At 51.9% G+C, this 24,470-nt stretch carries 20 protein-coding genes; 4 read left to right on the top strand and 16 right to left on the bottom strand.

Annotated features, from left to right (window positions below):
• Positions 1-25: 25 nt before the first annotated feature.
• From ACESQ2_RS21225 to ACESQ2_RS21190, 8 genes are all read right to left on the bottom strand, one after another.
• Entirely contained in the window at positions 26-1,126 is a 1,101-nt protein-coding gene (locus tag ACESQ2_RS21225; RefSeq protein ID WP_046876867.1) for a type 1 fimbrial protein, read from the bottom strand.
• A gap of 262 nt (positions 1,127-1,388) precedes the next feature.
• The gene (locus ACESQ2_RS21220) at positions 1,389-2,492 is read right to left on the bottom strand and encodes a type 1 fimbrial protein (RefSeq protein WP_046876825.1); all 1,104 of its coding nucleotides are present in this window, start codon (positions 2,490-2,492) and stop codon (positions 1,389-1,391) included.
• 23 nt (positions 2,493-2,515) lie between these two features.
• Entirely contained in the window at positions 2,516-3,130 is a 615-nt protein-coding gene (locus ACESQ2_RS21215; RefSeq protein WP_046876824.1) for a fimbrial protein, read from the bottom strand.
• A complete protein-coding gene (locus ACESQ2_RS21210; RefSeq protein WP_046876823.1) occupies positions 3,127-5,715 on the bottom strand; it encodes a fimbria/pilus outer membrane usher protein in 2,589 nt (862 codons plus the stop codon). Before ACESQ2_RS21210 ends, ACESQ2_RS21215 begins: the two co-directional genes overlap by 4 nt.
• Complete coding sequence (locus ACESQ2_RS21205; RefSeq protein WP_373171213.1) at positions 5,669-6,355, bottom strand: fimbrial assembly chaperone; 687 nt, start codon at positions 6,353-6,355, stop codon at positions 5,669-5,671. The genes ACESQ2_RS21210 and ACESQ2_RS21205 overlap by 47 nt, the downstream gene beginning before the upstream one ends.
• A gap of 61 nt (positions 6,356-6,416) precedes the next feature.
• Complete coding sequence (locus tag ACESQ2_RS21200) at positions 6,417-6,956, bottom strand: fimbrial protein (RefSeq protein WP_224260618.1); 540 nt, start codon at positions 6,954-6,956, stop codon at positions 6,417-6,419.
• Between the two features lie 597 nt (positions 6,957-7,553).
• Complete coding sequence (locus tag ACESQ2_RS21195) at positions 7,554-8,243, bottom strand: LrgB family protein (protein ID WP_046876820.1); 690 nt, start codon at positions 8,241-8,243, stop codon at positions 7,554-7,556.
• On the bottom strand, positions 8,236-8,646 hold the full coding sequence (locus ACESQ2_RS21190) for a CidA/LrgA family protein (RefSeq protein ID WP_046876819.1): 411 nt from the start codon (positions 8,644-8,646) through the stop codon (positions 8,236-8,238). The genes ACESQ2_RS21195 and ACESQ2_RS21190 overlap by 8 nt, the downstream gene beginning before the upstream one ends.
• Before the next feature lie 103 nt (positions 8,647-8,749).
• Here ACESQ2_RS21190 and ACESQ2_RS21185 point away from each other — a divergent pair, with 103 nt between their 5' ends.
• The gene (locus ACESQ2_RS21185; protein WP_046876818.1) at positions 8,750-9,631 is read left to right on the top strand and encodes a LysR family transcriptional regulator; all 882 of its coding nucleotides are present in this window, start codon (positions 8,750-8,752) and stop codon (positions 9,629-9,631) included.
• A gap of 48 nt (positions 9,632-9,679) precedes the next feature.
• Here the strand turns inward: ACESQ2_RS21185 and ACESQ2_RS21180 are convergent, their stop codons facing one another.
• The 4 genes from ACESQ2_RS21180 to soxR form a co-directional block, all read right to left on the bottom strand.
• Positions 9,680-11,326: a Na+/H+ antiporter gene (locus tag ACESQ2_RS21180; protein WP_046876817.1), complete on the bottom strand. Its 1,647-nt coding sequence runs from the start codon at positions 11,324-11,326 to the stop codon at positions 9,680-9,682.
• A 147-nt stretch (positions 11,327-11,473) separates the two neighbouring features.
• On the bottom strand, positions 11,474-12,823 hold the full coding sequence (locus ACESQ2_RS21175) for an NCS2 family permease (protein ID WP_014227555.1): 1,350 nt from the start codon (positions 12,821-12,823) through the stop codon (positions 11,474-11,476).
• Positions 12,824-13,212: 389 nt separating this feature from the next.
• Positions 13,213-13,881, bottom strand: coding sequence for a glutathione S-transferase family protein (locus ACESQ2_RS21170; protein WP_014227554.1), 669 nt, complete (start codon positions 13,879-13,881; stop codon positions 13,213-13,215).
• A gap of 257 nt (positions 13,882-14,138) precedes the next feature.
• Complete coding sequence (gene soxR / locus ACESQ2_RS21165; protein ID WP_004097815.1) at positions 14,139-14,597, bottom strand: redox-sensitive transcriptional activator SoxR; 459 nt, start codon at positions 14,595-14,597, stop codon at positions 14,139-14,141.
• 84 nt (positions 14,598-14,681) lie between these two features.
• On the opposite strand from soxR, the gene soxS reads away from it, so the two are divergent.
• Positions 14,682-15,011, top strand: a complete 330-nt coding sequence (gene soxS, locus ACESQ2_RS21160) for a superoxide response transcriptional regulator SoxS (RefSeq protein ID WP_004097813.1) — start codon at positions 14,682-14,684, stop codon at positions 15,009-15,011.
• On the opposite strand, the gene ACESQ2_RS21155 is transcribed toward soxS, so the two are convergent.
• A complete protein-coding gene (locus tag ACESQ2_RS21155; protein WP_025107694.1) occupies positions 14,996-16,600 on the bottom strand; it encodes an EAL domain-containing protein in 1,605 nt (534 codons plus the stop codon). The genes soxS and ACESQ2_RS21155 overlap by 16 nt on opposite strands.
• Before the next feature lie 543 nt (positions 16,601-17,143).
• On the opposite strand from ACESQ2_RS21155, the gene ACESQ2_RS21150 reads away from it, so the two are divergent.
• Positions 17,144-17,425, top strand: a complete 282-nt coding sequence (locus ACESQ2_RS21150) for a YjcB family protein (protein WP_004097808.1) — start codon at positions 17,144-17,146, stop codon at positions 17,423-17,425.
• 156 nt (positions 17,426-17,581) lie between these two features.
• Here ACESQ2_RS21150 and iraM read toward each other — a convergent pair whose 3' ends face one another.
• Positions 17,582-17,971 carry an anti-adapter protein IraM gene (gene iraM, locus ACESQ2_RS21145; protein ID WP_004097807.1) on the bottom strand — a complete coding sequence of 130 codons (390 nt, stop codon included), beginning with the start codon at positions 17,969-17,971 and terminating at the stop codon, positions 17,582-17,584.
• Between the two features lie 319 nt (positions 17,972-18,290).
• Entirely contained in the window at positions 18,291-20,714 is a 2,424-nt protein-coding gene (bamA, locus tag ACESQ2_RS21140; protein WP_373171207.1) for an outer membrane protein assembly factor BamA, read from the bottom strand.
• 445 nt (positions 20,715-21,159) lie between these two features.
• Between bamA and ACESQ2_RS21135 the strand changes: the two genes are divergently transcribed.
• A complete protein-coding gene (locus ACESQ2_RS21135) occupies positions 21,160-21,510 on the top strand; it encodes a helix-turn-helix transcriptional regulator (protein ID WP_014227551.1) in 351 nt (116 codons plus the stop codon).
• A 269-nt stretch (positions 21,511-21,779) separates the two neighbouring features.
• On the opposite strand, the gene ACESQ2_RS21130 is transcribed toward ACESQ2_RS21135, so the two are convergent.
• On the bottom strand, positions 21,780-24,041 hold the full coding sequence (locus ACESQ2_RS21130) for a TonB-dependent siderophore receptor (protein ID WP_014837139.1): 2,262 nt from the start codon (positions 24,039-24,041) through the stop codon (positions 21,780-21,782).
• Positions 24,042-24,470 lie beyond the last annotated feature (429 nt).

Below are 24,470 nucleotides of genomic sequence, written 5' to 3'. Positions count from 1 at the left end.
ATCTGGCCGGGGTATTGTTGATGCATTAGTTGTAGATAAAAGTCAGCGTTCCGCTCGCATTGGCTTCACCCGGAGTCACTTCGGATCCGTATTTGTAATAGTTCGCAGTAAACGTCAACGAATTCGTTGCCGCCGCCCCGCCTGGATTATCAGGTTCGGTGAATATCGAATAGCTAGCCTCCGCTTCAGGATTTGTTATCGTGGTTCTTTTCGAATCGGCAAATACCTGGTAAGTAGCGTTATTCACGGCTAGTGGTATGCCATCAATACTCAGTTGCACCCCAACGCCGGTCGCTACGTTTTCACCAGGTGTTAACGCAATTACGGAATGATCGGGATTATCACCTTCCGCTTCTGCCGCCGTAACGCGTATCGCCACGTTGGTACCTGGCTCACAGGTTAGGGTAAACGTTTGCTGAACTGAACCGACTTTGTTAGAAAAACTAAACTCACTTGTTTTAACTGAACCCATTTGGAAATTAAGTGCGGCCGTGCTGGCGGTACATCCCATGGGAACGAGCTGAATATTAGTTGTTCCACTGATATGCAACTGAGAAATAACCAATTCGCCGTTACTGTCTTTAATTGCAACGGTTGATACCGGATCGGTAAAGCTTAGAGAACGATTAGTGTCAATGTTACCCCCTGTAGCAACAAGCTGTAGCTGATATACGGGAGAATAATTCGTGCTGGTATTGAAAGCAACAAAACCCGGTATTCCGAGAGGAAAATCAGCATCACCTATATGATGTTCACTGTTATCGACCTTAAATGACGTTGATTCACCATCATATTCCCCCGTAGTATTTAACCATACTTTAACTCTGATACCAATGCCCGGCACCGAGGTTGCATAAATGTTATTACCGATAAGCGTAGTCGCTATTCCAGATGACCAGGTAAAACGGGCATGTAAATCACCTGCACAGTTGAGAACATTGGTTTTTTGGTGATATATTTTCCCGGAGTCATAAATAACGGTTCCAGAAGTGTAGCTTCCAGCGCTAAGCAATATTTTGGCTGGTAAATTACTGATGGACACGTCACCATAATTTAAGCCGTAGAGACAGGCCCACACATAGCCCGGAGAAATCAAAAAGAGAACAAGTAAAAAATATTTCTTCATATATACTCCGAAAAAACGCATCATTTATATGACACATTGAAAACAACCGTCCAGACGATAGTTCTCGCCGTTATTCGTCCATTTGGCGTAGCCATCCTGGCGATCATGTTAAAAATATATTCAGAATCCTCGGTGAAAAAATAAATATAGCTGTCGTTTAACACCAGGATGTACTGGGCCACCGCACTCAGCAGTTGTAGTCTAAATTATCTAATCCGGCGTATTACTCTTTTTTCCCCCGGCCAGCTGGTCGGGGAATATTTTATTGGTAGGTAAAGGTTATCGTTCCGCTCGCATTCGCGGTGCCTGGCGTCACGTTAGATCCGGTTTTGTAATAGTTCGCGGTAAACGTCAGGACGTTCGATGCCGCCGCCCCGCCGGGATTATCAGGATCGGTGAATATTGTATAGCTGGCCTCCGAGCCGGGGTTGGTCACAGTCGTTCTTTTCGATTCTGAAAATACCCTGTAGATTGCATTATTCACGATTAATGGTGTGTTATAAAGATTCAGCTGTACTCCAACGCCGGTCGCTACGTTTTCGCCGGACGTTAACGCAATAACGGTATGATCGGAATTATCACCTTCCGCTTCTGGCGCCGTAACGCGCATCGCCACGAATGTTCCCGGCTCACAGGTTAGGGTCAGCGTTTGCTGAGCTGAGCCAGCTTTGTTAGAAAGATTAAACTCACTTGTTTTCACTGAGCCCATTTGGAAATTCAGCGCGGTCGAATCAACCGAACACCCCATCGGGGTCAGCTGGATTTTTGTCGAGCCCGTCACGTGCAGCTGGGAAATAGCCATCGTTCCGTCAAGATCCAGAATAGAAACCGTGGAAATCGGATCGGCCAGCGTCAGCGTGCTGTTACTGGCAATAGCTCCCCCCGTTGCCACAAGCTGGACCTGGTACGTTGGCGCATAATATGTGCTCGCCTTGTCATCAAAAAGTCCATTAGGTTTTCCCAGATACAAGTCTGCATCACCGATATGGTGAACGCTGTAGTCAGCATTAAAATCATTGTTATCACCACCATATTCACCCGTGATATTGAGCCAGAATTTGACGCGAATACCGATACCCTGCACGGAGGTCGAGTAGATGTTATCCCCCACTAAGGTGCCCGCATTCCCCGAGCTCCATCCGAACAGTGCATATAACCAACCCCGACAATCCGTAATGGAGGTGGTTGGATGCGTTATCTGTCCTGAATCATAAAGGATGGTTCCCGCCGAGTAGCTACCGGCATTAACCAGTACCTGCGCGGGTAAATTAGTCAAAGCGATATCGCCCGAGTTTGCACCCGTTTGGCATGCCCAACTGTAAGTCGGTAATAAACAGGCCAGCAGTAATAAAATAAACGTCTTCATAGTTCTTCCCTGGCGAAAATAGATCATTTATAGGCAACGTTGAACGTGACCGTATAGGAGACACTGCCCACCGTCGCCCGACCATTCGGCGTATACATTCTGGCGATCATATTAAAAACATGTTCAGAAGCCTCATCGAAAAGATAGGTATAGCTGTCGTTTGGCCCCAGGCTTTTCCGATCCCCCGCGCTTAAAAGCTGTAGCCCCACGTCCTTGGCACCGTAAATTTGCTCATTCTCATAAATACTGGGATAGGTACTGTTAAATGAATTACCGCTAAATGTTAGCGTCACGGAAACCGTACCCGTTGAGCAATTATCAAAGGCAATGGAAACAGCCTTATCATCGCTGCTTGCGCCCGGTTGACCGGTAAGGCTTTGGTAAGAAACGATTCCCAGATTGATAGCGCTGGAAGGTTTAACCGAAACCTCGCATACGGGCTCTTCAATCTTACCGGTGACATTGAAATTAACCGTACTATTGGCGTCATAAGCCCAGGCTGGCTTTATGAATATCGATGCAAGTCCAATACCGATAAGCAATAAGCCATGTGACTTCGTTAATATCCCGCCATTATTTACCCTCATCGTTTTCATCCTCAACTTATGCATTAAGGTAATTGCAAAATTATTTATCATCGGCAATCCGCTGCATAAAAAACGATATCATCAACCGATTTATTGGCTGATAAATCATAATTAACATTGCATTGGCTATTTTGGCTATCGCCCCACTTCACAAATAGCCGGCCTTTTGCAGGTAGCCCGGTCAGATAGGCCTGTCCGGAATCACCCACGATAGCGCTGCGTTTTTCTTGATGTTGCCGGCTTTCATCATCTAATGTAATAACGGCGCCAAAAGGGATTTCTTTATTATTAAAACGCAGAGTCATCATCGCCTTATAGCCAATCCAGGTATCGTATTTAACTTTTACAATCGCATTACGCGTCGGGACCACCGTTTTGGCAATATTATCGATTTCAGCTCCCGAGACCTGCTGTTCATCAAGAGAGAGATTATTTTCATGGTAGGGTCGTACAAAAGGTACCACAGCGTATCCGGCAGAATCGGTCATCACGTTAGTCTGCCCGCGCACCGCAATATTGCTGACGCCAGGCGCTTCAACCAGCGCAACGCTTTCGCCCAGATAGCGTGACAGCGTTATTCCACTGGAATGGGCGAGCATGCCACCGCGTAGCGAGTAATTATAATGGGCGCTATAGCTGTCATACCCGTATCCCGCGGTGACTTCACCTTTTGAACCCTGATAGTTGAGATTGACGTTGCCGGAAGTCCTTTTAGCGCTGGCATTGTAACCCTCCTGCATATTCCAGTTCAGAGAACGGTCCGCAAAAGCCGAACCGCTTAAACCCAGGCTATGGGTCGTGTCGCCCATCCGGCTGCTGTTCATATTGTAGCTGGCCGAGATATCCGCACCAAAAGGCACGCTCACCGTGAGTGAAATAAGGTTATCGCTGGTCTGAGAACTATCGCTATTCTGGCCTGAACTCTGGACATTTCGGCTATAGGAGTAGTTAACGAAATAGGAAATGCGGCCAAAGGTATTGCTGTAGCTCACGCCCAGCGACTCCATGCGTGAATTATCCCAATAAGATTCACTGACCAATGAGAGGGAGAGTGAACCATACCCTGAGAGAGACTGAGAGGCCGAAGCGTCAAAACGATCTTTAGTCCGCCCCGTTGAGGAACAGCACCCGCTATGCGCATTCGACCTATCAATAAAATTTTGCAGAGAATAATAGCCATGGGTTGAATAACGATACCCGGCAACGGAGAAGTTGGTTCCCGTCTGCGGAATATCTTTACTAAAGCGCACGCGATAAGATTGCCCTTCGCTGGATGACGTGCGATCCGACGTTGGCGTCTCTTTTATATCCGCCCGGGACTGGGATGCATCAAAGGAGAGCGCGCCGATCGTGCCAAGGTTGAGTCCGGCGCCCAGCAGAAAATTACTGTATTTGTTCTCCAGCTGCTGAAAACCGCTATACAGCGTGACGTTGCTCGATGCCCCCCAGGCAATGTTAGATTGCAGGAAATTATATTCTTTGCCACCGGAACTCCCCGATCGCGTTTTACCGCTGCTCAGGGCGTAATCTATCTGGCCCTCGCGCTGCAAAATCGCCAGCGAAGCAAAAGGCACCACAAAGCTCTGTTCACTGCCATCGGACTCTTTCACCGTCACATTCAGATCGCCCGCGCTCCCGGTTGGGTAAAGATCGTTTATCTCAAACGCGCCAGGGGGGACCGTTGTTTTATAAATGCTGTAGCCGTTCTGATAAACCGTCACGTCGGCGGTGGTGCGGGCGATGCCTTTAATGACCGGCGCAAAGCCGTTCAAGCTATCCGGCAGCATCTCTTTATCTGAGTTCAGCTGTAGCCCGGTGAAGCTAACACTGTCGAACACGCTTGATGACGTATAGGTCTGGCCCAGGATCATCTGGCCTTTCAGGGCATGGATATCACGTGAAATATAGCTGTAGACCGAGTCCCACTGGTTGCCGTCATCATTATGGTTGAGGGTACTGTAGTTCCGTAAACGCCACGGTCCGACGTTCAAACCCGGCTGCAGGCTCACAAACTGGCTGGACGTCGCTTCGCCGCCGTGCCGCGGATCGGTCTTTTGCCCGGAGAGACTATAGTTGAGCAGCCCTGCGTTAATGCCCTGTTGCCATCGGCTTTCAGGGACATATCCCCGCGGATGATGCATCATCGCGACCTGAGGCACGTTAAAATCAACGCGCTGTTGCGAAAGTAATACCGAGGTTCCCCAACCGGGGATTGCGGACAGTCTGGCACAGCGGGAACCCGCAACCGTGAGCTCGGGGTAATTTTCCGTTTTGACTGACCACGCTTTCAGCTGCGCGACGCTGATGCAGGGTGATGAAGCGTCACGATCTTCATTCTGTTGCGTGAAGCTGACTAATTCAGAAGCAATAAATTCATTGTTGATATAAACATCAAGGTTGTATTCACCCGGTGGGACAGTTTCCTGGGAAATATAGCTCAGGTCGACAGAGGTTGCTCCGGTTTCATTAACCTCCAGCAGATGAGGATTGAAATACTCACCGGCGATAGCGGGTAACGGAATGGGAGCAAAGCAGGAAATAATGGCAACGTAGCCACTCTTTAACAGGAATGTAAAATTCTGCCCAACGTTATTGAATGATGGCGGTGTATTTTGGTCCTGACATTCCATAATCATTGATCACGCTCCATGTGATTTTCTTTTTCCCTGGTGAAGATGCGTTCGCTACCGGTATTTTTATTGTTGAAAAAGGCGCAACAAACCATGCTTCAGGAACTGACTTACCATTAACCGCAATATCAGAAAAGTTCATATATAATGGCGAGGGGTTTTTAACTTTAATATCTCTGCCCTCAGCAGACCACTGCAGTTTTTCGGCAAACTTTTCCGGTATGGCATTTTTTAATGCCGCTGGTCGAAAAATAAGTTTAATCCGCGAGTTAATGGCAAACTGCACCATGTTTTTGTCCGGCGCGCTATCCATAGCGGGAATACCTTTAATATTCAGCCAAAACATCGATTCTCGCTCTTCGGGCAGCGGTTTACCTGAGCGGAGGATTCGGACAAACCCTTGTTCGCCGGCCTTCAGGCGAAACAGCGGCGGGGTTGTGATAAAAGAATCTTTTGCTGGTGATGCCTCATCCACAATCGCGATCCAGGACTGTACGATATTTGTCACGTTATCCTTGTTTTGCACAGAGACCGTCGCCGCCTTTTGAGTACCGTCGAATATCACTCGCGTGCCCCCGACCACCACGCTTGCCTGTGCGGCAGATATGCAGGAAAAAAAACAGATAAAGTAAGCTAATTTTTTCATGATAGAGTCCATGAAGGGAAAGCGGAACGCTTTCCCTTTTGTCGGTTTATATGACGCTAAATTAATAGTAGGTAACGTTGTAAGTTACGGTTGTCTGCACCGCGCCTTTGGTGGGAGCGTTCGCGCCAGATTTCGCCAGTTTGACGGTAAAAGGAATGGTTGCGGTGCCGGAGGTAATATCGACGTCCGCACCTTCCGTATTGTTCTTAAGCAGGGCACCCTTGTTGTCAAAAATCGCCACCGCAACGCCGGTAGCGGGTGAGTCTGTCGCCTGGTTCCTGAAGTAATCGCTATTCGTCGTGTCCGCTTCGCCACCAAACGTCACTCTGGCCACATTGGTACCGCCGTCTGTGGTCTTAGGGCATCCGGTTAACGTGAAAGAAAAACTCTTCGCCGCACCGTAGTTATTGGTATCCAGATCGGCTACCGACGAGGTCCCCATCTCAATTGACGAAACGCCATTATCGATAGTGGCTGTACAGGTAGTGTCTGAGACCTTACCCTTAAAAGTAATGGTATTTGCGGCCTGAGACAGATTAACCAGAGCGCAGCCGGCAGATAAGGCTAATATTTTGGCAAGAGTTTTGGTACTGAAGTTCATTGGTATTCCCCTTTTTATTAAGATTAACAATCAATCCATCAATTGTTTTATGGCGTCTATTAGAGAATGAAGCCAGACATCAGCTAAAACTATAAGCCGATAATGTGCATGGGGAGTGAGTAACCTGCATTTAATATTACTAACCTATAAATACAAGAGCTTTAGTTCCACATGAATCCATTCAATAATAAAAGCTCACGTCAATAAGGTATCTAAAATCGAGACTATTCTCAATAACCATATGTGAATCATCTCAAATGAATAATAACTTTGAACCAATCAATACAAAATATATATTATAAATAACCAAATAAAATCATAGCGTTAAACATTAAACTTATTCATAAAAAATATCATTTCACATATTCACATTCTTCATTAATATCAAAAAAACCTCAAATTGAAACATTTAATTACAATTTAAGAGGGGGACAAATAAGGATAAAACCTATGATATCATCGGATTATCTTACAAATACGAATATTTAATTAACCGTTCATCTCGATAAGATGAAATGACTATTCATATGAGTATAAATAGTCGTGAGATATGGAAAAGTACCTTAGCGAGTATGCGTTGATTAATTAAAAAGGGGTTCAGAACATGGCCCATCTCACCAGCGGCGCGGCCAGCACCATCACCACTCCGGATAGCATCATCACCAGGCTGGCGACCACGCCCTCCTGAGGGCCAAGCTCGTAGGATCGCGCGGTACCGGCGCCGTGCGATGCGGCACCCAATCCGGCCCCTTTCGCCATGCCTTCGCGAATAGAAAGACGCAGAAACAGTACATCCCCTACCGCCATCCCGAATACCCCGGTGACCACGACAAACAGAGCGACTAAATCTGGCTGGCCGCCCAGCGGTTTGGCTGCCGCCAGCGCAAAGGGGGTGGTAACGGAGCGTACCGCCAGGCTGCGCTGGATCTCATCAGGCAAGGTAAATAATCGCGCCAGCCACACCGAACTGGTCACCGCGACAACCGACGCGGTAGTGACACCAGCCGTCAGCGACATCCAGTGGCGCTTAATAATCGCCAGGTTGTCGTATACCGGCACGGCAAAGGCGATCGTCGCCGGGCCCAGCAGCCACAGCAGCCAGTGGGTCTCCCCCATATAGCGTTGATAAGAGATATGGCCGAATACCAGCATCATGACCAACAGGATCGGGGTGAAAACCAGCGGCATCAGCGGCAGTTTATGGAAGCGGCGATAAAGCCGCTTGTTGGCAAAATAGAGTCCCAGCGTGACAAGAAGGCACAGGAGGCTCAGCTGAAAATCACTCATGTTTCATCCTGCTGACTTCATAGCGATACACTTTATCAACCACCCATGCCGTGGCGCTCAACACCATCGTAGTGCTCAAGCCAATCACCAGAAAGATACGCCAGCCATCGACCATCAGCAGCTGCGCGTAGTTGACGACCGCCACCACCGCCGGTACGAAAAACAGCAGCATCTCCGCCAGCAGCCAGCGGGCTCCGGCGCGTACCCAGTTTAAAGGAATGACCCGGCAGACGATCAGCGCCAGCATCATCAGCATGCCGACCAGATTCGCCGGAAGGGGCAGGTGCAACCAGTTAACTAAATATTCAGCGCAGACGAACAGTCCGGCGTAGATCAGGACCTGAACCGGTACCTGAAGGCGTTGCATAACGAAGGGCGTCACGCGAGCTGGCGCAAAGGCCATGAGCGGTATTCCTGAAAAAGAAGACAGGCGTGCAGTATAGAGAGCCGCCCGGCGCGGCAGAAATGAATTAAAATCATCACAGGTATAGTCTCAGGGAATAATTATGGATATCCGAACGCTGCGTTATTTTGTCGAAGTGGTTCGCCAGCAAAGCTTTACCCGCGCGGCGGAGAAACTGTTCGTCACGCAGCCCACCATCAGCAAGATGCTTAAAAACCTTGAAGATGAGCTGAACTGCACGCTGCTGATCCGCGACGGTCGCCGGCTGCTGCTGACTGATACCGGACGCGTGGTTTTCGAGCGCGGGCAGGCCATCCTTGGCGAATTTCACCAGCTGGAGTCGGAGCTGAGCGATATTAATCATCTGCACAAAGGCGTACTGCGTCTCGGGATCCCGCCGATGGTCGGCATGCTGATGGCCGAGCCGATTAGCCGCTTTCGCCAGCGCTATGCGGGTATCGAGTTGAAAATCTCCGAGTTTGGCGGATTGACCGTGCAGCAGGCGGTCAGCAACGGCGAACTGGATTTAGCCATGACGGCGCTGCCAGTTGATGAGGCCAGCGGTCTGACGACGCTATCTCTGTTCAGCCATCCGCTCTGCGTACTAACGCCGAGAGCGGCACAATGGGAGGGCCTCAGCTCATTGTCGCCGCAGGCGCTCGCCGCGCATCCGCTGGTGATTTACAACGAGGATTTCGCCCTCAGCCAGCAGCTGATGCGGCTGTTTGCTCAGCATGACGTTAAGCCGCGCATCGCCGTGCGCAGCGGGCAGTGGGATTTTCTGGCCGCCATGGTCCAGGCGGGGATTGGCATCGCAATTTTGCCGGAGCCGATTTGCCAGCGCCTCGACCCGCAGAGCTTTTGCTGGATGCCGTTGCAGAGCGATCTGCGCTGGGAGCTGGGGATGATTTGGCGGGAAGGCGTTTATCTGTCGCACAGCGCGCGAGCGTGGCTGGAGTGCAGTAAGGCGTTCTGGCTGAAGTAAGTCCCCGGGTCGCGGCGTCAACGCCTGACCCGGGGAACAGGTACGGCGTTACCGATCTTCGATAAGCAGCGCTTCCAGCAGATCGAGGTCGTGCAGCAGCTTCTGCAGCGTCTCGTTGCTGATCTGCCGGGTGGCGCGCAGATGGTACAGCTCACCGCGTTCGGAACGCAGCGCCGCCAGGCGGAACCGGCGTTCGAGGCTCTCCTCCAGCATCGACGTTTCAACATCGTTGCGGCCATCGACGCGACGACGCAGGTTACCAATCACCCGCGAGCTGACCTCGGTCAGCAACTGATTATCAATATTCTCTTTGGTATCCGCAGCCAGACGCTCTTCCATTTTCTGAATCGCGACAATCGCCACATCCGCCGTAGCGGCCCGCGCCAGACGCTCCTCTTTGCGCTGCTGGACATGGTCGGTCGACTCGATATGGCGCAGCAGAATCGGTAGCACAATCACGCCGACGAACAGTGAGAACAGAATCACCCCGGCGGCGAGGAACACCAGCTCATAGCGCGCCGGGAAGACGTTGCCGTCCGGTAGCAGCAGAGGAATCGACAGTACACCGGCAAGGGTAATCGCCCCGCGAACGCCGGCGACGGAGGAGATCAGCAGCTCGCGCGTGGTCCAGGAGCCGAACTCCATCGGTTTCTTTTTCAGGAAACGCTGGCTCAGTTTGCGCATCGTCCACAGCCAGCCAAAACGCACCAGCATCAGGGCGGCATAAATCAGGATGATATCGGTAAACAGCATCCAGGTTTCGACGTTGGGATCCGCTTCTGCGGCCACCAGCGAGCTGGAAAGAATGTCCGGCAGCTGCAGGCCCAACAGCAGGAAGACCATGCCGTTAAACACGAACTCCAGCATCGCCCAGGTGCTGTTGGCGCGCAGGCGCATCGCCAGCGGCGCGCTGCGCATCACCCCGGAACGCGTAATGGTCATCCCCGCGGCGACCGCCGCCAGGATCCCGGAAAAGCCGATATGCTCCGCGATCAGATAAGAGGCGAACGGCAGCAGGAACAGCAGCACAATTTGCGTTGCCGGTTCATCGCCGCCCCAGCGGCTGAGGAAACGCATCGAGCGCCCGTACAGCCAGCTGACCACAAAGCCCGCGAGAATACCGCCGACCGCCACCTTGAAGAACTCCACCGTCGCGCCGCCGACGGTAAAGACCATGGTGCCCATCGCCACCGCAACGGCGAACTTCAGGGAGACCAGACCGGAGGCATCGTTCATCAGCGCTTCGCCCTGCAAAATGCCCATTATTTTTTTCGGAATGCGCCCTTCGCCGACAATTCCCGACAGCGCCACGGCATCCGTTGGCGACAGAACCGCCGCCAGAGCAAAAGCCGGAATCAGCGGAATACCCGGCACGATCCAGTAGATGAGGTAGCCAATACCGACCACCGTCACCACCACCAGCGCCAGCGCCAGGCCGAAAATTTCTCGTCCATGCTCAATGAACTCACGGGTTGGCGTCTTCCAGCCATCGGCAAAAAGCAGCGGCGGAATGAACAGAACCAGAAAGAGTTCGGGGTCGAATTCAACGTGCAATCCGAAGGTAGGCCAGGCCAACAGCGCGCCGATGGCAATTTGGATTAAGGGGAGTGGGACCTGAAAGGGCAGTACGCGTGTAACCACCCCGGAGAGAGAGACCACGAGGGTCATGATGAGTATGGTAAAGAATATTTCCATGTGTTCCCTGTTTGCTGCGTGTCTTTTTTTTACATCTGAGGCGTCATGTCTCGGCATAATACGCTACTCAGATTAACGCAAAAGGAAACAGGATGTGGCTTAAAAATTAAACGGGCGGCCAAAGCCGCCCGTTGTTAGCAGGAAAAGTTAAATCGCCCAACCGCCGGCGTAGAAGATAACCAGCGCCGCGGCGATGATCACCGTACCCAGGTTTAGCTTACGCCATTCGCCGGACACCAGACGGCCGATCACCAGCGACGCAAAGCCGATCATGATGCCGGTCACGATGTTGCAGGTCAGCACGATAAAGACCGCTGTAATCAGGCCCGCCATCGCGTCGACGAAATCGTTGAAATCGATTTTCGCCACGTTGCTCAGCATCAGCAGGCCGACGTACATCAGCGCCGGCGCGGTGGCATAAGCCGGCACCAGATACGAGAGCGGAGAGAGGAACAGGATCAGCAGGAACAGCACGCCGACGGTCACTGCCGTCAGACCGGTTTTGCCGCCCGCCGCCGTACCGGCAGCGGATTCGATATACACCGCCGCCGGCGCCGCCCCGACCAGGCCGGAGAAGACGCTGCTCAGGGAGTCGGTGGTCAGCGCTTTGCCGCCGTTAATAATCTGCCCGTCTTTATCCAGCAGGTTCGCCTGGCCGGCCACCGCGCGGATGGTTCCGGTGGCGTCAAACACCGCGGTCATCACCAGCGCAAGCACGCTTGGCAGCACCACCGGGTTCAGCGCGCCCACGATATCCAGGCTACCGATCAGCGAGTTGCCTTTATCGTCGCTCAGCGACGGCATGGCGAAGATACCGGAGAAGTGAACGTTAGGATCGAAGATCAGGCCGATAATTGAGATGCCGATAATCGTCAGCAGGATACCGCCCGGCACTTTCAGTTTTTCGAGGCCGATAATCACCGCCAGCCCGACCAGCGACATAATCACCGGGAAGCTATCAAAATTACCCAGCGCCACCGGCAGACCATCCAGCGGATTTTTGATAACCAGGCCCACGCCGTTGGCGGCAATCAGCAGCAGGAACAGACCGATACCAATCCCCGTACCGTGCGCCACGCCCTGCGGCAGGTTACGCAGGATCCAGCTACGAATGCCGGTCGCGGAGATCACGGTGAACAGGACACCCATCAGGAACACCGCGCCCAGCGCGACCGGAATGCTGATCTGTTGACCCAGTACCAGGCTAAAGGCGGTAAACGCGGTCAGCGAGATGGCGCAGCCAATCGCCAGCGGCAGGTTCGCCCACAGCCCCATCACCAGCGAGCCGACGCCGGCAACCAGACAGGTGGAAACAAATACCGCAGCCGGTGGAAAACCCGCTTTGCCGAGCATACCCGGCACCACGATGACGGAGTAAACCATCGCCAGGAAGGTGGTAAGACCGGCAACGATTTCCTGACGCACGGTGCTGCCGCGAGCAGAAATTTTAAACCAGGCGTCCAATGAACCGCCGGTACGCGCTGAAGGCGTAGACATAGAAAACTTCCCCTGAGAATTTTTATCGTTCGTCCGAATGCGTGGTGGACCATCCACTGCCAGCTAAACGCGATCTCCTTGTGCTACATCGCAGCGCCAGGGGCCGCGAAAAAGCAAACGTTTAACTCCGCGCATACAGTACGGTGTGAAGAATGACTTTGCTCCCCTCTGCCAGCAGAGGAAATGATGAGCAAAATAAAAAGGCAAACGATTATCCAGCCTTTAGACGGGCCTTTTCAACTGAAGTTTGTCGTATTTCGCTAAATTTCGCTTATGACGTTCAGGAAATAACCAGCCGATGCGCAAACGTTATCGTCCATGCGCAATCCGGTAACATTTTTGTATTGCGCTGATAGCAATTTTCCCCGGTCATCGGCTTTAGTAATAGTTTATTCGCCGGGTAAGGTGAACGGCCCCCCGCGCTCAACCGCTTTTTGCCAGGCCGGGCGCTGCTCCACGCGCTGAACCCACTGCGTCAGATGGGGTAAATTCTCCACGCCGCCGCGCGCCAGCAGCGCCATCGCGGGAAAGCTCATCTGAATATCGGCCATACTCAGCTCAGCGCCGGCAAACCAGCGCTGGCGGGAAAGGTGCGCTTCAATAAAGCGGGCATGGGTGTCCACCTGGCGGTTAAGCCAGGCCTTCTGTACCCCCTTGCCCAACGCATTACCCAGCGTGCGCATACCAAACGGCACCGGCGGTTTGCCCAGGCTGGCAAACACCAGCTTCATCAGCAGCAGGGGCATCAGCGACCCCTCGGCGTAGTGCAGCCAAAAGCGATATTGCAGCTTATCTTCCACCGACTCAGGTTTTAAGCGCCGGGCGCTATCATAGGTTTCCTGTAAATATTCCAGAATGGCGCCGGACTCCGCCAGAATGTGGCCGTTATCCTCAACCACCGGCGATTTACCCAGCGGATGAACGCTTTTTAATTCCGCCGGTGCGAGCATATCCTTGCCACGCTGATAAGAGACAACCTGATAAGGCAGCTGCAGCTCTTCCAGCGCCCATAACACGCGCTGCGATCGTGACTGATTGAGATGATGTACCGTTAACATGGGCCTCTCCCGCTGTTTGTTCAAATTAACTATAGGAACAGGCGGCGGATGCCGGGAATTTTTCGGCAAACTGAAGAGGCAAATTCAGAGAAAAGAGCCACACTTAAATTGTCGGCGCAAACCGGAACCTCCATCAAAGATTGCGCAATACTGAGGTGAGCCGACGTCGGGGGAAACCCTCCTGCGTACCAGCGGGATAGTGCGAAAGACCAAGACCGGAAAACAACTAAAGCGCCCTGTTGTGGCGCTTTAGTTTTTTAGTCATCCTCCAGCAATCGCGCGCCGGTCCCCTCTTCACCCAGCTTATCGCCCGGATTGCGTAACGGGCAGTCGCGACGCGACAGACAGCCGCAGCCGATACAGCCATCGAGCTGATCGCGCAGCGCGGTCAGGGTATGAATGCGCCGGTCCAGCTCCTCCCGCCACTGGGACGACAGCATCTTCCACTCTTTGGCGCTGAGGTTATGCCCTTCCGGCAGTACGCCGAACGCGTCGCCGATGGTCGCCAGCGGAATACCAATGCGTTGCGCAATCTTAATGATCGCCACCGCGCGCAGGACGTCGCGCCGGTAGCGCCGCTGATTGCCCGCGTTGCGCTGGCTGTGGATCAGCCCTTTACTTTCATAAAAGTGCAGCGCGGAGACGGCCACGCCGGTTCGTTTTGCCACTTCGCCGGGCGTCAGCAGCATTTTGATGCGGGGTGATTTCTTTTCCATAAAGCGCTTTACCTCAAGTTAACTTGAGGAATTATACTCGCCCGCAGACAAAACGACGAATCGAGAATTGAGAGAGGCCGCTTTATGTCCCATCAGGATATTATCCAAACGCTTATTGAATGGATTGATGAACATATCGATCAACCACTTAACATTGATATAGTCGCCAGAAAATCGGGATACTCGAAATGGTATCTGCAGCGGATGTTCCGCGCCGTGATGCATCAAACGCTGGGCGATTACATTCGCCAGCGCCGCCTGCTGCTCGCCGCGGAAGCGCTAAGAACCACCCAGCGCCCTATTTTTGATATCGCGATGGATCTCGGCTACGTGTCGCAGCAAACCTTCTCGCGGGTGTTCCGTCGCGAATTTGACCGAACGCCGACCGCCTATCGCCATCAAATTTCTGCCTGATAGTGCGGCTGATAGGGGCTGAGGCAGGTGCGCTCATTCGCCAGCCACAGCATGAACTCCTGCGGTGGCATCGCTTTCGCAAAGTGCCACCCCTGACAGTACTGCACGCCGCGTTGCTGGAGCCAGGCTACCTGCTCTGCCGTTTCGACGCCTTCAGCCACGATTTTTAAATGCAGGCTGTTTGCCATCTGGATAATATGCTCGGCAATCAGGTGGCTGGTGGTATTGCTCGTCAGCATGTCGACAAAAGATTTATCAATCTTCAGAACGTCGACGTTGAGCGCATGAAGATTGTGCAGGTTGGAGTAGCCGGTGCCGAAATCATCGATGGCGATTTCATATCCCGCATCGCGGAACGCCTGGATCACCGGCGTCGTTTTCGCCACGTCGATAAACCCGCGTTCGGTCACTTCGATTTTGATTTGTTCCGCCTTGACCGCGTAGCGCTGGATCTTCTCGTTGATGTGCTCAATCAAGCGTGCGGAATGGAAATCGGAAGCGGAGAGGTTAATCGCCACGTACAGATGCGGCTGCCGCGCCAGAAACTCGCCCAGGTCGGAAAATACCTCATCGATGACATAGTCGGTGACCTGGGCGATCATCCCTTCATTTTCCGCCATCGGAATGAACTCCGCCGGACTCATCACCGGCCCATCAAAGCCTGGCCAGCGCAATAATGCTTCGGTACCGACGCAGCGGTTATTTTTAATATCGATAACCGGTTGATAGTGAAGGCACAGCTGACGACGGTTTAACGCGCGCTGCAGCATCTTCCGCGGAGAGTGGTACTGCTGACGGGTGCGCGACCACACCAGCAGGAGCAATACGCTGCAAATCAGCCCCAGCGGTAGCGTCAGGGTCACCTGATTATAAAAATTCTGATAATAGCTGACGCGCGAAGTGGACATAATGACGGCTATCGGGCGAACGGTGGAATGGGCGATGGTATAAACGCGGCCATCCTGGTGAAATAAAGACGCTTCAGCGCGAATCAGGCGATGCAGCTCATCGGGGTCGGCATTCTTGCTGACGGAAAAAAACTGGTGGGTTTTGGTATCAAAAACGCCCCAGGCGAGGTCGCGGTCGCTGGTGATCAACGCGCTGTATGAGAGCGGATTAACCACCACCACATAGTTGCCGCGCTGCATATAGTTCATCGCATAGCCAGGGTAGAAAGGGGTCTCGCGGTAGTAGTAAATCGCGACATCCGGCTTTTTGGTATAGGTTGCGGCCGGAATTTGCCACCCCGTCTGGCGGCGAACCGAAGTGGAGCAGAAGAAATGGGTGCCGTTGGCGTAGATTAAATCGTCGATATAGAGCAGGCCGCGAACAATACCGAGCAAATATTGCTGATGCTGTGGTGAACATATCGCTCCCTGATACAAGCGGGCTTTATCGCGCGCTTCGTCGGCTTCACGAATCACCATCTCCGTTTTTTGCAGCGCCAGTCGAGAAAACAGCCTCAGCTGATCGGCGGTTTCCGCTTTGGCGCGAATTTGCGCAAACCACAACGCCAGCAGCACCGGCAGCAGAATGACCAGCACGATGCCAAATATTCTCAACGCCTTATGCGGCGCGCTATGATTCATTTCCGCTTTTTATCCATGCGATACGCCTTAATCAAGGTGAACAGCCCCGATAACTCTGCTTACTGTGATATGAACGGAGCATCTCAGCAACCCACGCTTTGACGTAAAAACCTCATGACGATGAATTATGAATAATACTGGCTTATAGGACCACTGGAGAAACATTCTCAACATAATGAGATTAGCCCCACTATGTCATTCGGTTTATCCGTATAATTAGCCAGAATAAGTAATAAAATCCGCAGAACATAAACCTTATTAAAAAACCAAAACCGCCGATAATCCCTTATAATCAGCCTTCACATTGCAAGAAAGCCCCGCGCCCTCCTTATTAACCCTGCTATTTACATGGCTAATAAGCGCAAGAAAACACCATTTTTGGCTGGTGAATAAAAGAACAAGTGTGATATAGTTCACATTAGCTGATGAAACAAAAACGTTGTTTCATTACGATCTTGTTTGCCTGAAGATAGCCAGAGCGCCGTTCCATCGTCAGTCTCATCCGGTTGTCAAAGGCTCCCAAATTTCGTTGAGGATAGGTTGATGGCTTCCATTACTACCAGTGTCGTGCTTTTGCGCTGGCCACTCGTGAGCGCAGTGCTGATGTTTCTGGCCAGCTCGTTGAACATTCAGCTACGTAAAAGCGATTATGCCGGTTTAGCGGTGATTTGTAGCTGTATGGGCCTGGCCGCAGCCTGCTGGTTCGCCACCGGTCTGTTAGGCATTACGCTGCTGGACGTGGCGAAAATCTGGGGCAATATCAAGGACGTGATGATTGAAGTCATGAGCCAGACTCCGCCAGAATGGCCGATGATGATGACCTGATGTCGGCCCACCTTATCCGGGCGCCGATGTCGCTGACCGGACCACCAGACGGCGGTGAACCGGTTGCCCGGACAGGTGCACAGCACCGCCACCCGCGATTTCCCCCTCTGCGACAGCCTAACCCCATCACCGATATACACCGCAGCGATGACACCATTATGGTCTGGTTATAACGCTTCCGCTGGCCGACGGACGACTGCCCAATAGCCCGCGTGGAAAGTTGTTCGGGCAGCGTTTTATTGCGCAGTGCGCCTGGTAAGAACAGGCGTTTGCCGTCGTGGCGGTAGATTGATACGGACAAGAAGGCCGCTCCCGCAGTTTCTCCCACTGGGCTTCATCGTATCGCGTGATGTTATAAACCTTTACCGCATGATATTGCTCGTTAATTAACACGCTGGACGAGTAGAGCTTCATCGACTCTCCCGGCAGTAATAAAATGTCGGCTTCATACCAAAGAATAAACTTTAAAAACCGCAGGCTGGAAATCGAAGAAAAAGCCACGCCGGAATACGGGCAGACAAGCGTATTATGAATAGTCCATTTCATTTTTTATCCTTGCTGGCATTGCTGATAAATGACTCTATATAGTGATAGCATCCATGATAGCTAACCGCAAGGTTATCGATTAATAATGTGATATCAGACAATACTCAATACCACCCGTACTCAATAAGGCTTACCTTAAATATAGCATTCTAATAATGAATGGTTAACCATAATAGCCAGAAGCGCGCCCCGCAGGAATATACATAAATAAGAATATACTGACAATTAATTACAGGCTACCCACAGCGGTAGCCTGCGGTACTATTTTTAGCATTTACCACAAAGAACCGAGCTCTCCTTCAAATAATAAGCAGCAGGATTACCAGGTTTTACCAATATTAAACTGGAACTGCTCGGCTTTATCACCATCGTATTTTTTAAAGGGTTCGGCCCAGGAGAACACCAGCGGGCCCAGTGGCGACATCCACTGCACCGCAATCCCGGCAGACATCCGGATATGTGACGGATCGCCATAGTCCGGGATCCCGGCCGCCAGCGTCTGGCCGGTATTTTGCCAGGAGGTGCTCCATACCGTACCGGCGTCGAGGAATAGCGACGTTCGCAGGCTGTCGGCATATTTGTCATTCACAAACGGCGTCGGCACAATAAACTCGCTGTTCAGCACCGCCATCGCGTTACCGCCAACCGCATCGGATGATGAGTCCAGCGGACAGGTGCTGTAGCTGCTTTCAGAACCATTACAACGATAATAAGCCGCTTTTGGGCCAATCGTATTCGACGAAAAACCGCGAACCGACGACGATCCGCCGGCATAAAAGTTATCGTAAAACGGCACCGATTTGCCGTTCAGCCCATCGGCATAGCCCGCGCGCAGGTGCTCCATCCATACCCAGCTTTTGCTCTCGGCCAGCGGCATATATTGGGTGGTATCGAAAGTCACTTTGTAATAGCTGTTATCCGAACCGGGTACGGTAACCTTGGCGGTCAGGCTGCTTTTATTCCCAGCCCGCGGGAAGAAACCGCGATCGAGGTTGTTATAGCTCCAGCCAACGCTGGCAAAATAGTCATTGGCGCTATAGGTCGCACCGCTGTCGCCGTCTTTGGTGACGACGTCAGGATAGATGCCCCGTGAGTTAAGATAGCTCCAGGTGGTGAGCTCCGGCTCCATATTGGTCAGGCGGTTATGGACATAGTCCAGGCCAAGGTTGAGGGCGTTATTCTCGCTAATCGGGAATCCCAGCGTACTGCCAACGCCGTAGCTTTGCTGGTTGTAGCTCCCGGAATCGGCATCCGAGGCGTCGTAGCTGTTGTAGAAAATTTTGCCGCCGAGGCTGACGCCATCCACGGTGAAGTAAGGGTTCGTCGCTCCCAGCTCAATATAGGACTGGTAGCTGTTGCGCGTGCCGTTGAAGCTGACGCTATTGCCGGTCCCCAGCCAGTTATCCTGAGTGACGCCGAGCTGGTAGCTCACGCCGCTGTCGGTACCAAAGCCCAGACCAACGTTAAAGGAGCCGGTATTGCGCTCCTTCACCTTATAGACCACGTCCACCTGATCCTGGCTACCGCTTACCGGAACGATCTGCTTGTCGACGGTTTCAAAAAATCCGGTACGATCCAGCCGCGTTTTTCCCTGCTCGACCTTCTCATCATTCAGCCACGCGCCTTCCATCTGGCGCATTTCGCGACGCAGCACCGCATCGCGGGAAGTATCGTTACCCTCAAAGCGAATCTGACGAACCGAATAACGGCGTCCGGCATTGACGTTAATATGCAAAACGACGCTTTTTTTCGTCTCATCAATATCCGGCGCGGTATTAACCTGCGGCCAGGCATAGCCGTATTTTCCCAGCAGCGTCTTAATGCTGTTCTCAGCCGCCGTGATTTCCGCGCCGCTGTACCATTTCCCCGCTAAAGGCTTCACCAGCGCTTCAATTTCCTGGTTATGCTGCGCCATGTCGCCGGTCACGACCGTACTGGCCACGTTATAACGATCGCCTTCGGTAAGATTGATCGTGATATACAGCGATTTTTTATCCGGGGTAATACTGACCTGACTGGAGTTAATGGTAAAACGCGCGTAGCCGCGATCGAGATAATAACTACGGATGGTCTCAAGATCCGCCGCCATCTTTTGCTTTTGGTATTTCTTATCGCCAATCACGTTCCACCACGGAACGCTGTCGCGAAGCTGCAGCTGGTCCAGCAATGTTTCTGCGCTAAAGGCCTGGTTGCCAATAATATTAATTTGCGCAATTTTTGCCGATACCCCCTCCTGAAAGACAAAGGTTAAATCAACGCGATTACGCGGTAGCGGCGTGACGACAGCATGGACCTGAGCGCTATATTTCCCGACGCTGTAAGAGAAATCCTGGAGCCCCTTTTCTATTTCCGTGAGCGCATTGCGATCCAGCGCGCTGCCTTCTTCAATACCGCTGGCGGCCAGATTCTCCTTGAGGGCATCATCCTTAACGGATTTATTCCCGGAAAAGCTGATTTTAGCGATGGTTGGCCGCTCTGTGACCTGCACCACCAGCGTGCTGCCATCGCGCAGGATCTGCACGTTCTCAAAGTTGCCGCTGGCGTACAGGGCGCGGACCGAATCACTGATATCCTCGTTAGAAACCTCTTCTCCCGTATGAACAGGCATGCTCAGTAGCGCAGCGCCAACGGTAACGCGCTGTAGCCCTTCGAAACGAATGTCATCTACCGTATAGGCGGTTGATGCGTAAAGCGTTAAAGGGGAAATCAATAGACCGGCGATGAGACTCGTTTTTTTTAGCATGGAGGTGTCGTCTAAAAGATATTTGGCAATAGCAGATACCTGCTGGGAATAATGCAGTTCATTGCGCCAGACAAATTCTGACGCCGTTTTAAATAACCTGAACGAGGCGCAGAATTGCACGCAATTATGACGAGAAAATGGAGAAAAAGTGGATATATGAGAATGGTGAAAAAATTATTTTTTAATGGAACTTTCCTTCTCCCACCCAGTCAGATAAGCATTTCCTGACAACATTAAAATTCAACATCTTTTGTTTTTTAATTAAAAAAACAAAAAGCCCCCTTTCTCATTGGTTGACAGGGGGAAAAAGATCTTGTTAGGAATGATGCTCTCTGGGATAAACCAGGAACAGCCACAAACTAACCTATAACCCCGTAGATAAAATGAAGAGATAGTGAATAAATTATGCAGCCAGATTGCCATTATAATGAAATGAGTAGATATCATGCCACGAAATGAAATTCAGCGTTCAGTGCTTAGCGAGCTGGTGCAATGGATAAAAAACAATCTTGAAAAGAGGCTAACCATGCGGGCGCTGAGCCTCTTTTCCGGCTATTCTGAATGGCATCTTTTTCGCCTGTTTCGTCACTATTTTAATATGTCGCCAATGGCCTATATTCGCCAACAGCGGATGCAATTAGCCCTTGATTTATTAAAGGTTAAACCGGCTTTTCGCATCGTTGATATTTGTATTATGGCGGGCTATGAAGATATCAGCGCCTTTAACCGTACCTTTAAAAGATACTATGCGATTACGCCTGGCCAGTTTCGCAAAATCCTGTGTATCTCCGGATAGGGGATCCCCCTCCTCCGCATTGCTGCGGTTGGGAATGGAAGGGGGAAGAGGAACACAACGTTAGAATGGAAATGGCAGGATGCCACCGTTAATCGTTTCCGGGATCAAGCAGACCCGATCAACAGGAAACAGTGTAAACTGCTAAGTTGAGTTAATTGTGTAGAAGCCGTGGAGATTTTGTCATCATTTATATCTCCGGCCTTTTTCCCGGACATAAAAAATAAAAAGCCGGAATAGTTCACTATCCCGGCGGGTGTTTGAGTAGATAATCAGAAGTGCGTATTCACGCTGACATAAAACGTCCGACCCGATTCATTATAGGTCTCCGCGCCCGCGCCATACAGATAGGCGCCGGTCGTCGAATTCCCCGTCGTCTGCGCGTTACCGGCGCGGTAGTGGCGAATATCGAACAGGTTATCAACGCCGCTGGTTAGGCTCAGGTTTTTATTCACATCCCAGGTCGCGCTGAGCCCGACGATGCTGTAAGGACTCACTTCATTCAGCTCGCTGCCGGATACCGCCTCGCCCTTATAGTTGAAGCGCTTAGGTTTTTGCCGGCCATACCAGGTGAAAGTACTCTGCAGCGAAAGATCGTCGCGTACCTGCCAGCTGACGGTCGAATTAAGGGTGAACTGCGGGATCACCGACAGGCGATCGCCGGTGGTCTTGTTCTTACTCTGCAGCATCCACGTCAGGTTGTTGCTCCAGTTGACCGTTTCGCTTACCGGCAGGTTTAATGAGCCTTCCAGCCCTTCAACCAGCGCCTTCGGTACGTTTTCCCATTGATAAATATTGGTCGTGCCGTTGCTGGCCGTTCCCACCGCCGAGTAGCCCGATTCAATCTTGTTATGATAGTCGTTACGGAACCAGGTCAGCCCCGCCTGATAGCCGTTGTGCTTATACTCAAGGCCAATCTCTTTATTAACGCTGGTTTCCGCCTTCAGATCGCTATTCCCCATCAGGTAACAGGCTGAACTGCTGGCATAGCAGCCCTGGCCGTTGCTGTAGAGAATATAGTTCGGGTTGAGCTGATAAAGGTTTGGCGCTTTATAGGCGCGGGCGATGCCCAGCTTCAGCGTCCAGTCATCCGACAGCCCCTGCGAGAGGTTCAGCGATGGGCTCCAGTTATTGCCAACGATGCTGTGATGGTCGAAGCGCAGAGCTGGTGTCAGCATGGTGCTCTCGGTCAGCGCGATATTATCTTCGGTAAACAGCGAGAAAATCTCGGCGCTGGAATAGGGGCTACGCCCGGTTGCCGACATACCGTCAATGGAGCCATAAGAGAGCGACTGGGTGGTCGATACGCCATCTTTCATCCGCTGCTGGTTCCACTCGGTACCCAGCGTCAGATTCTGCTCGAATCCCAGGGTAAACGGAATATTCACCTCGCTGTGCAGCAGCACATCCGACAGGTCGATATCGGAGAATTCGCTGCTGGAGAAGATCCCCTCCGTTCCCCCCGCCAGACCCTCGTTCATACGCGAGTTACGGGTGTGCTCATACTGCGCGTAAGTATTGCTGGTCACGCCGTTATCCCAGCCGCCGGTCCACGTGACGCCATAAGTCTGACGATAGAGGCGGTTGGTCTCTTTACCGTACATACTTTTCACCAGCGTGCTGGTATTGGTATTCTGGGTATCGCCTGCATACAGGTTGCCCTGGCGGCTGTAGCCGGTTTCAAACTCCAGCGCCTGCATCGGCGCAAATTCCCAGCGCAGCTTACCGTGGATATCTTTATTCACTACGCCTTCGCGTCCAGCCGGATACGATCCCGCATAGCTACCGGTTCGCGCCGCTTCGTGACCGGAATTAATATCCTGGGCATCGGCCTGCGTTTTGCTCAGATTTCCCCATAAATTAAAGCTGACCTCATCCGATAGCGGGCCATTGAGGCTGAAGTTTGTCCGCTTCGTCGCGCCCTCTTTACGGTGCTGGGGGGCGTTCATATAGGTATTCCAGGATCCATGCCATTCGCTGGTGGCCGGTTTGGTGACGATATTTACCACCCCGCCCATCGCGCCATTACCGTAGCGGGCCGCCGCAGGGCCGCGAATCACGTCGATATGGTCGATCATTTCCGCCGGTACCCAGCTGGTATCCCCGCGCGTATCGCGGTCGCCGCGCCAGCCATAGCGCACGGAATTACGGCTGGTCACCGGTTTACCATCCACCAGAATCAGCGTGTTCTCCGGCCCCATGCCGCGAATATCGACCTGGCGGTTATTACCGCGCTGGCCGCTGGTGGAGTTGCCGGTGAGGTTGACGCCGGGCTGGGTACGAATCAGCTCGGAGACATCGCGCGCGGGCGGATGTTTACGGATCTCCTCAGCGGTGATGGTCGATACGCCGGGCGCTTGCAGCGTCTGCGCCGCCGCGGTGACCACCATGGTTTCGTCATCATTTGCCGTAGCCGTTTCTGATTTCTTCGTATCGTCTGGCGTGTTGCTGTCAGCGGCCTGCGCCGGCAGCATCCCGCCCCAGATGGCCATCGGGATCAGCACGGCCAGCGAGTAGTGTGAATCGTATTTCATGGAATATGCCCTGTTTTTCTTTTTAGCCGTCGGGGCACGCCCTCTTCATCCGCCAGATAAACACCGGTCATGTCTTCCATGCCTGGCGTAACATCTCTTTTTTTGGCGTAGTCAGGCCCTCCCGTTTAAATAGGGATAGCAATAAATAATGAGCGACCAAAATAGATTTATTACTCTGGCAAAAATGAAGAAATAAACGCACCGCGCTATTCTTTGATAGCATTCGCCGAACAGCAGTAATAGGAGTATTGTGCCACACAACGTTATTAGAAATGAGATTTATTATCAAGTGGATAATTATGCATCACAGCAATAATTTTAAATAACCCAATAAAAACAAAAAGATGAAATAATTACTTGCGCTTATTCCTAATTTGCACTTTAAATAATTAAAATATATCCACACTAAAAAAACACAATCTAAGCATA

Origin of the sequence: Klebsiella sp. Q11 (assembly GCF_964241505.1) — a bacterium.
GTDB lineage: Bacteria > Pseudomonadota > Gammaproteobacteria > Enterobacterales > Enterobacteriaceae > Klebsiella > Klebsiella michiganensis.
The sequence above is the reverse complement of the archived record's forward strand: the minus strand, read 5'-3'. Positions and strand labels throughout refer to the sequence as shown.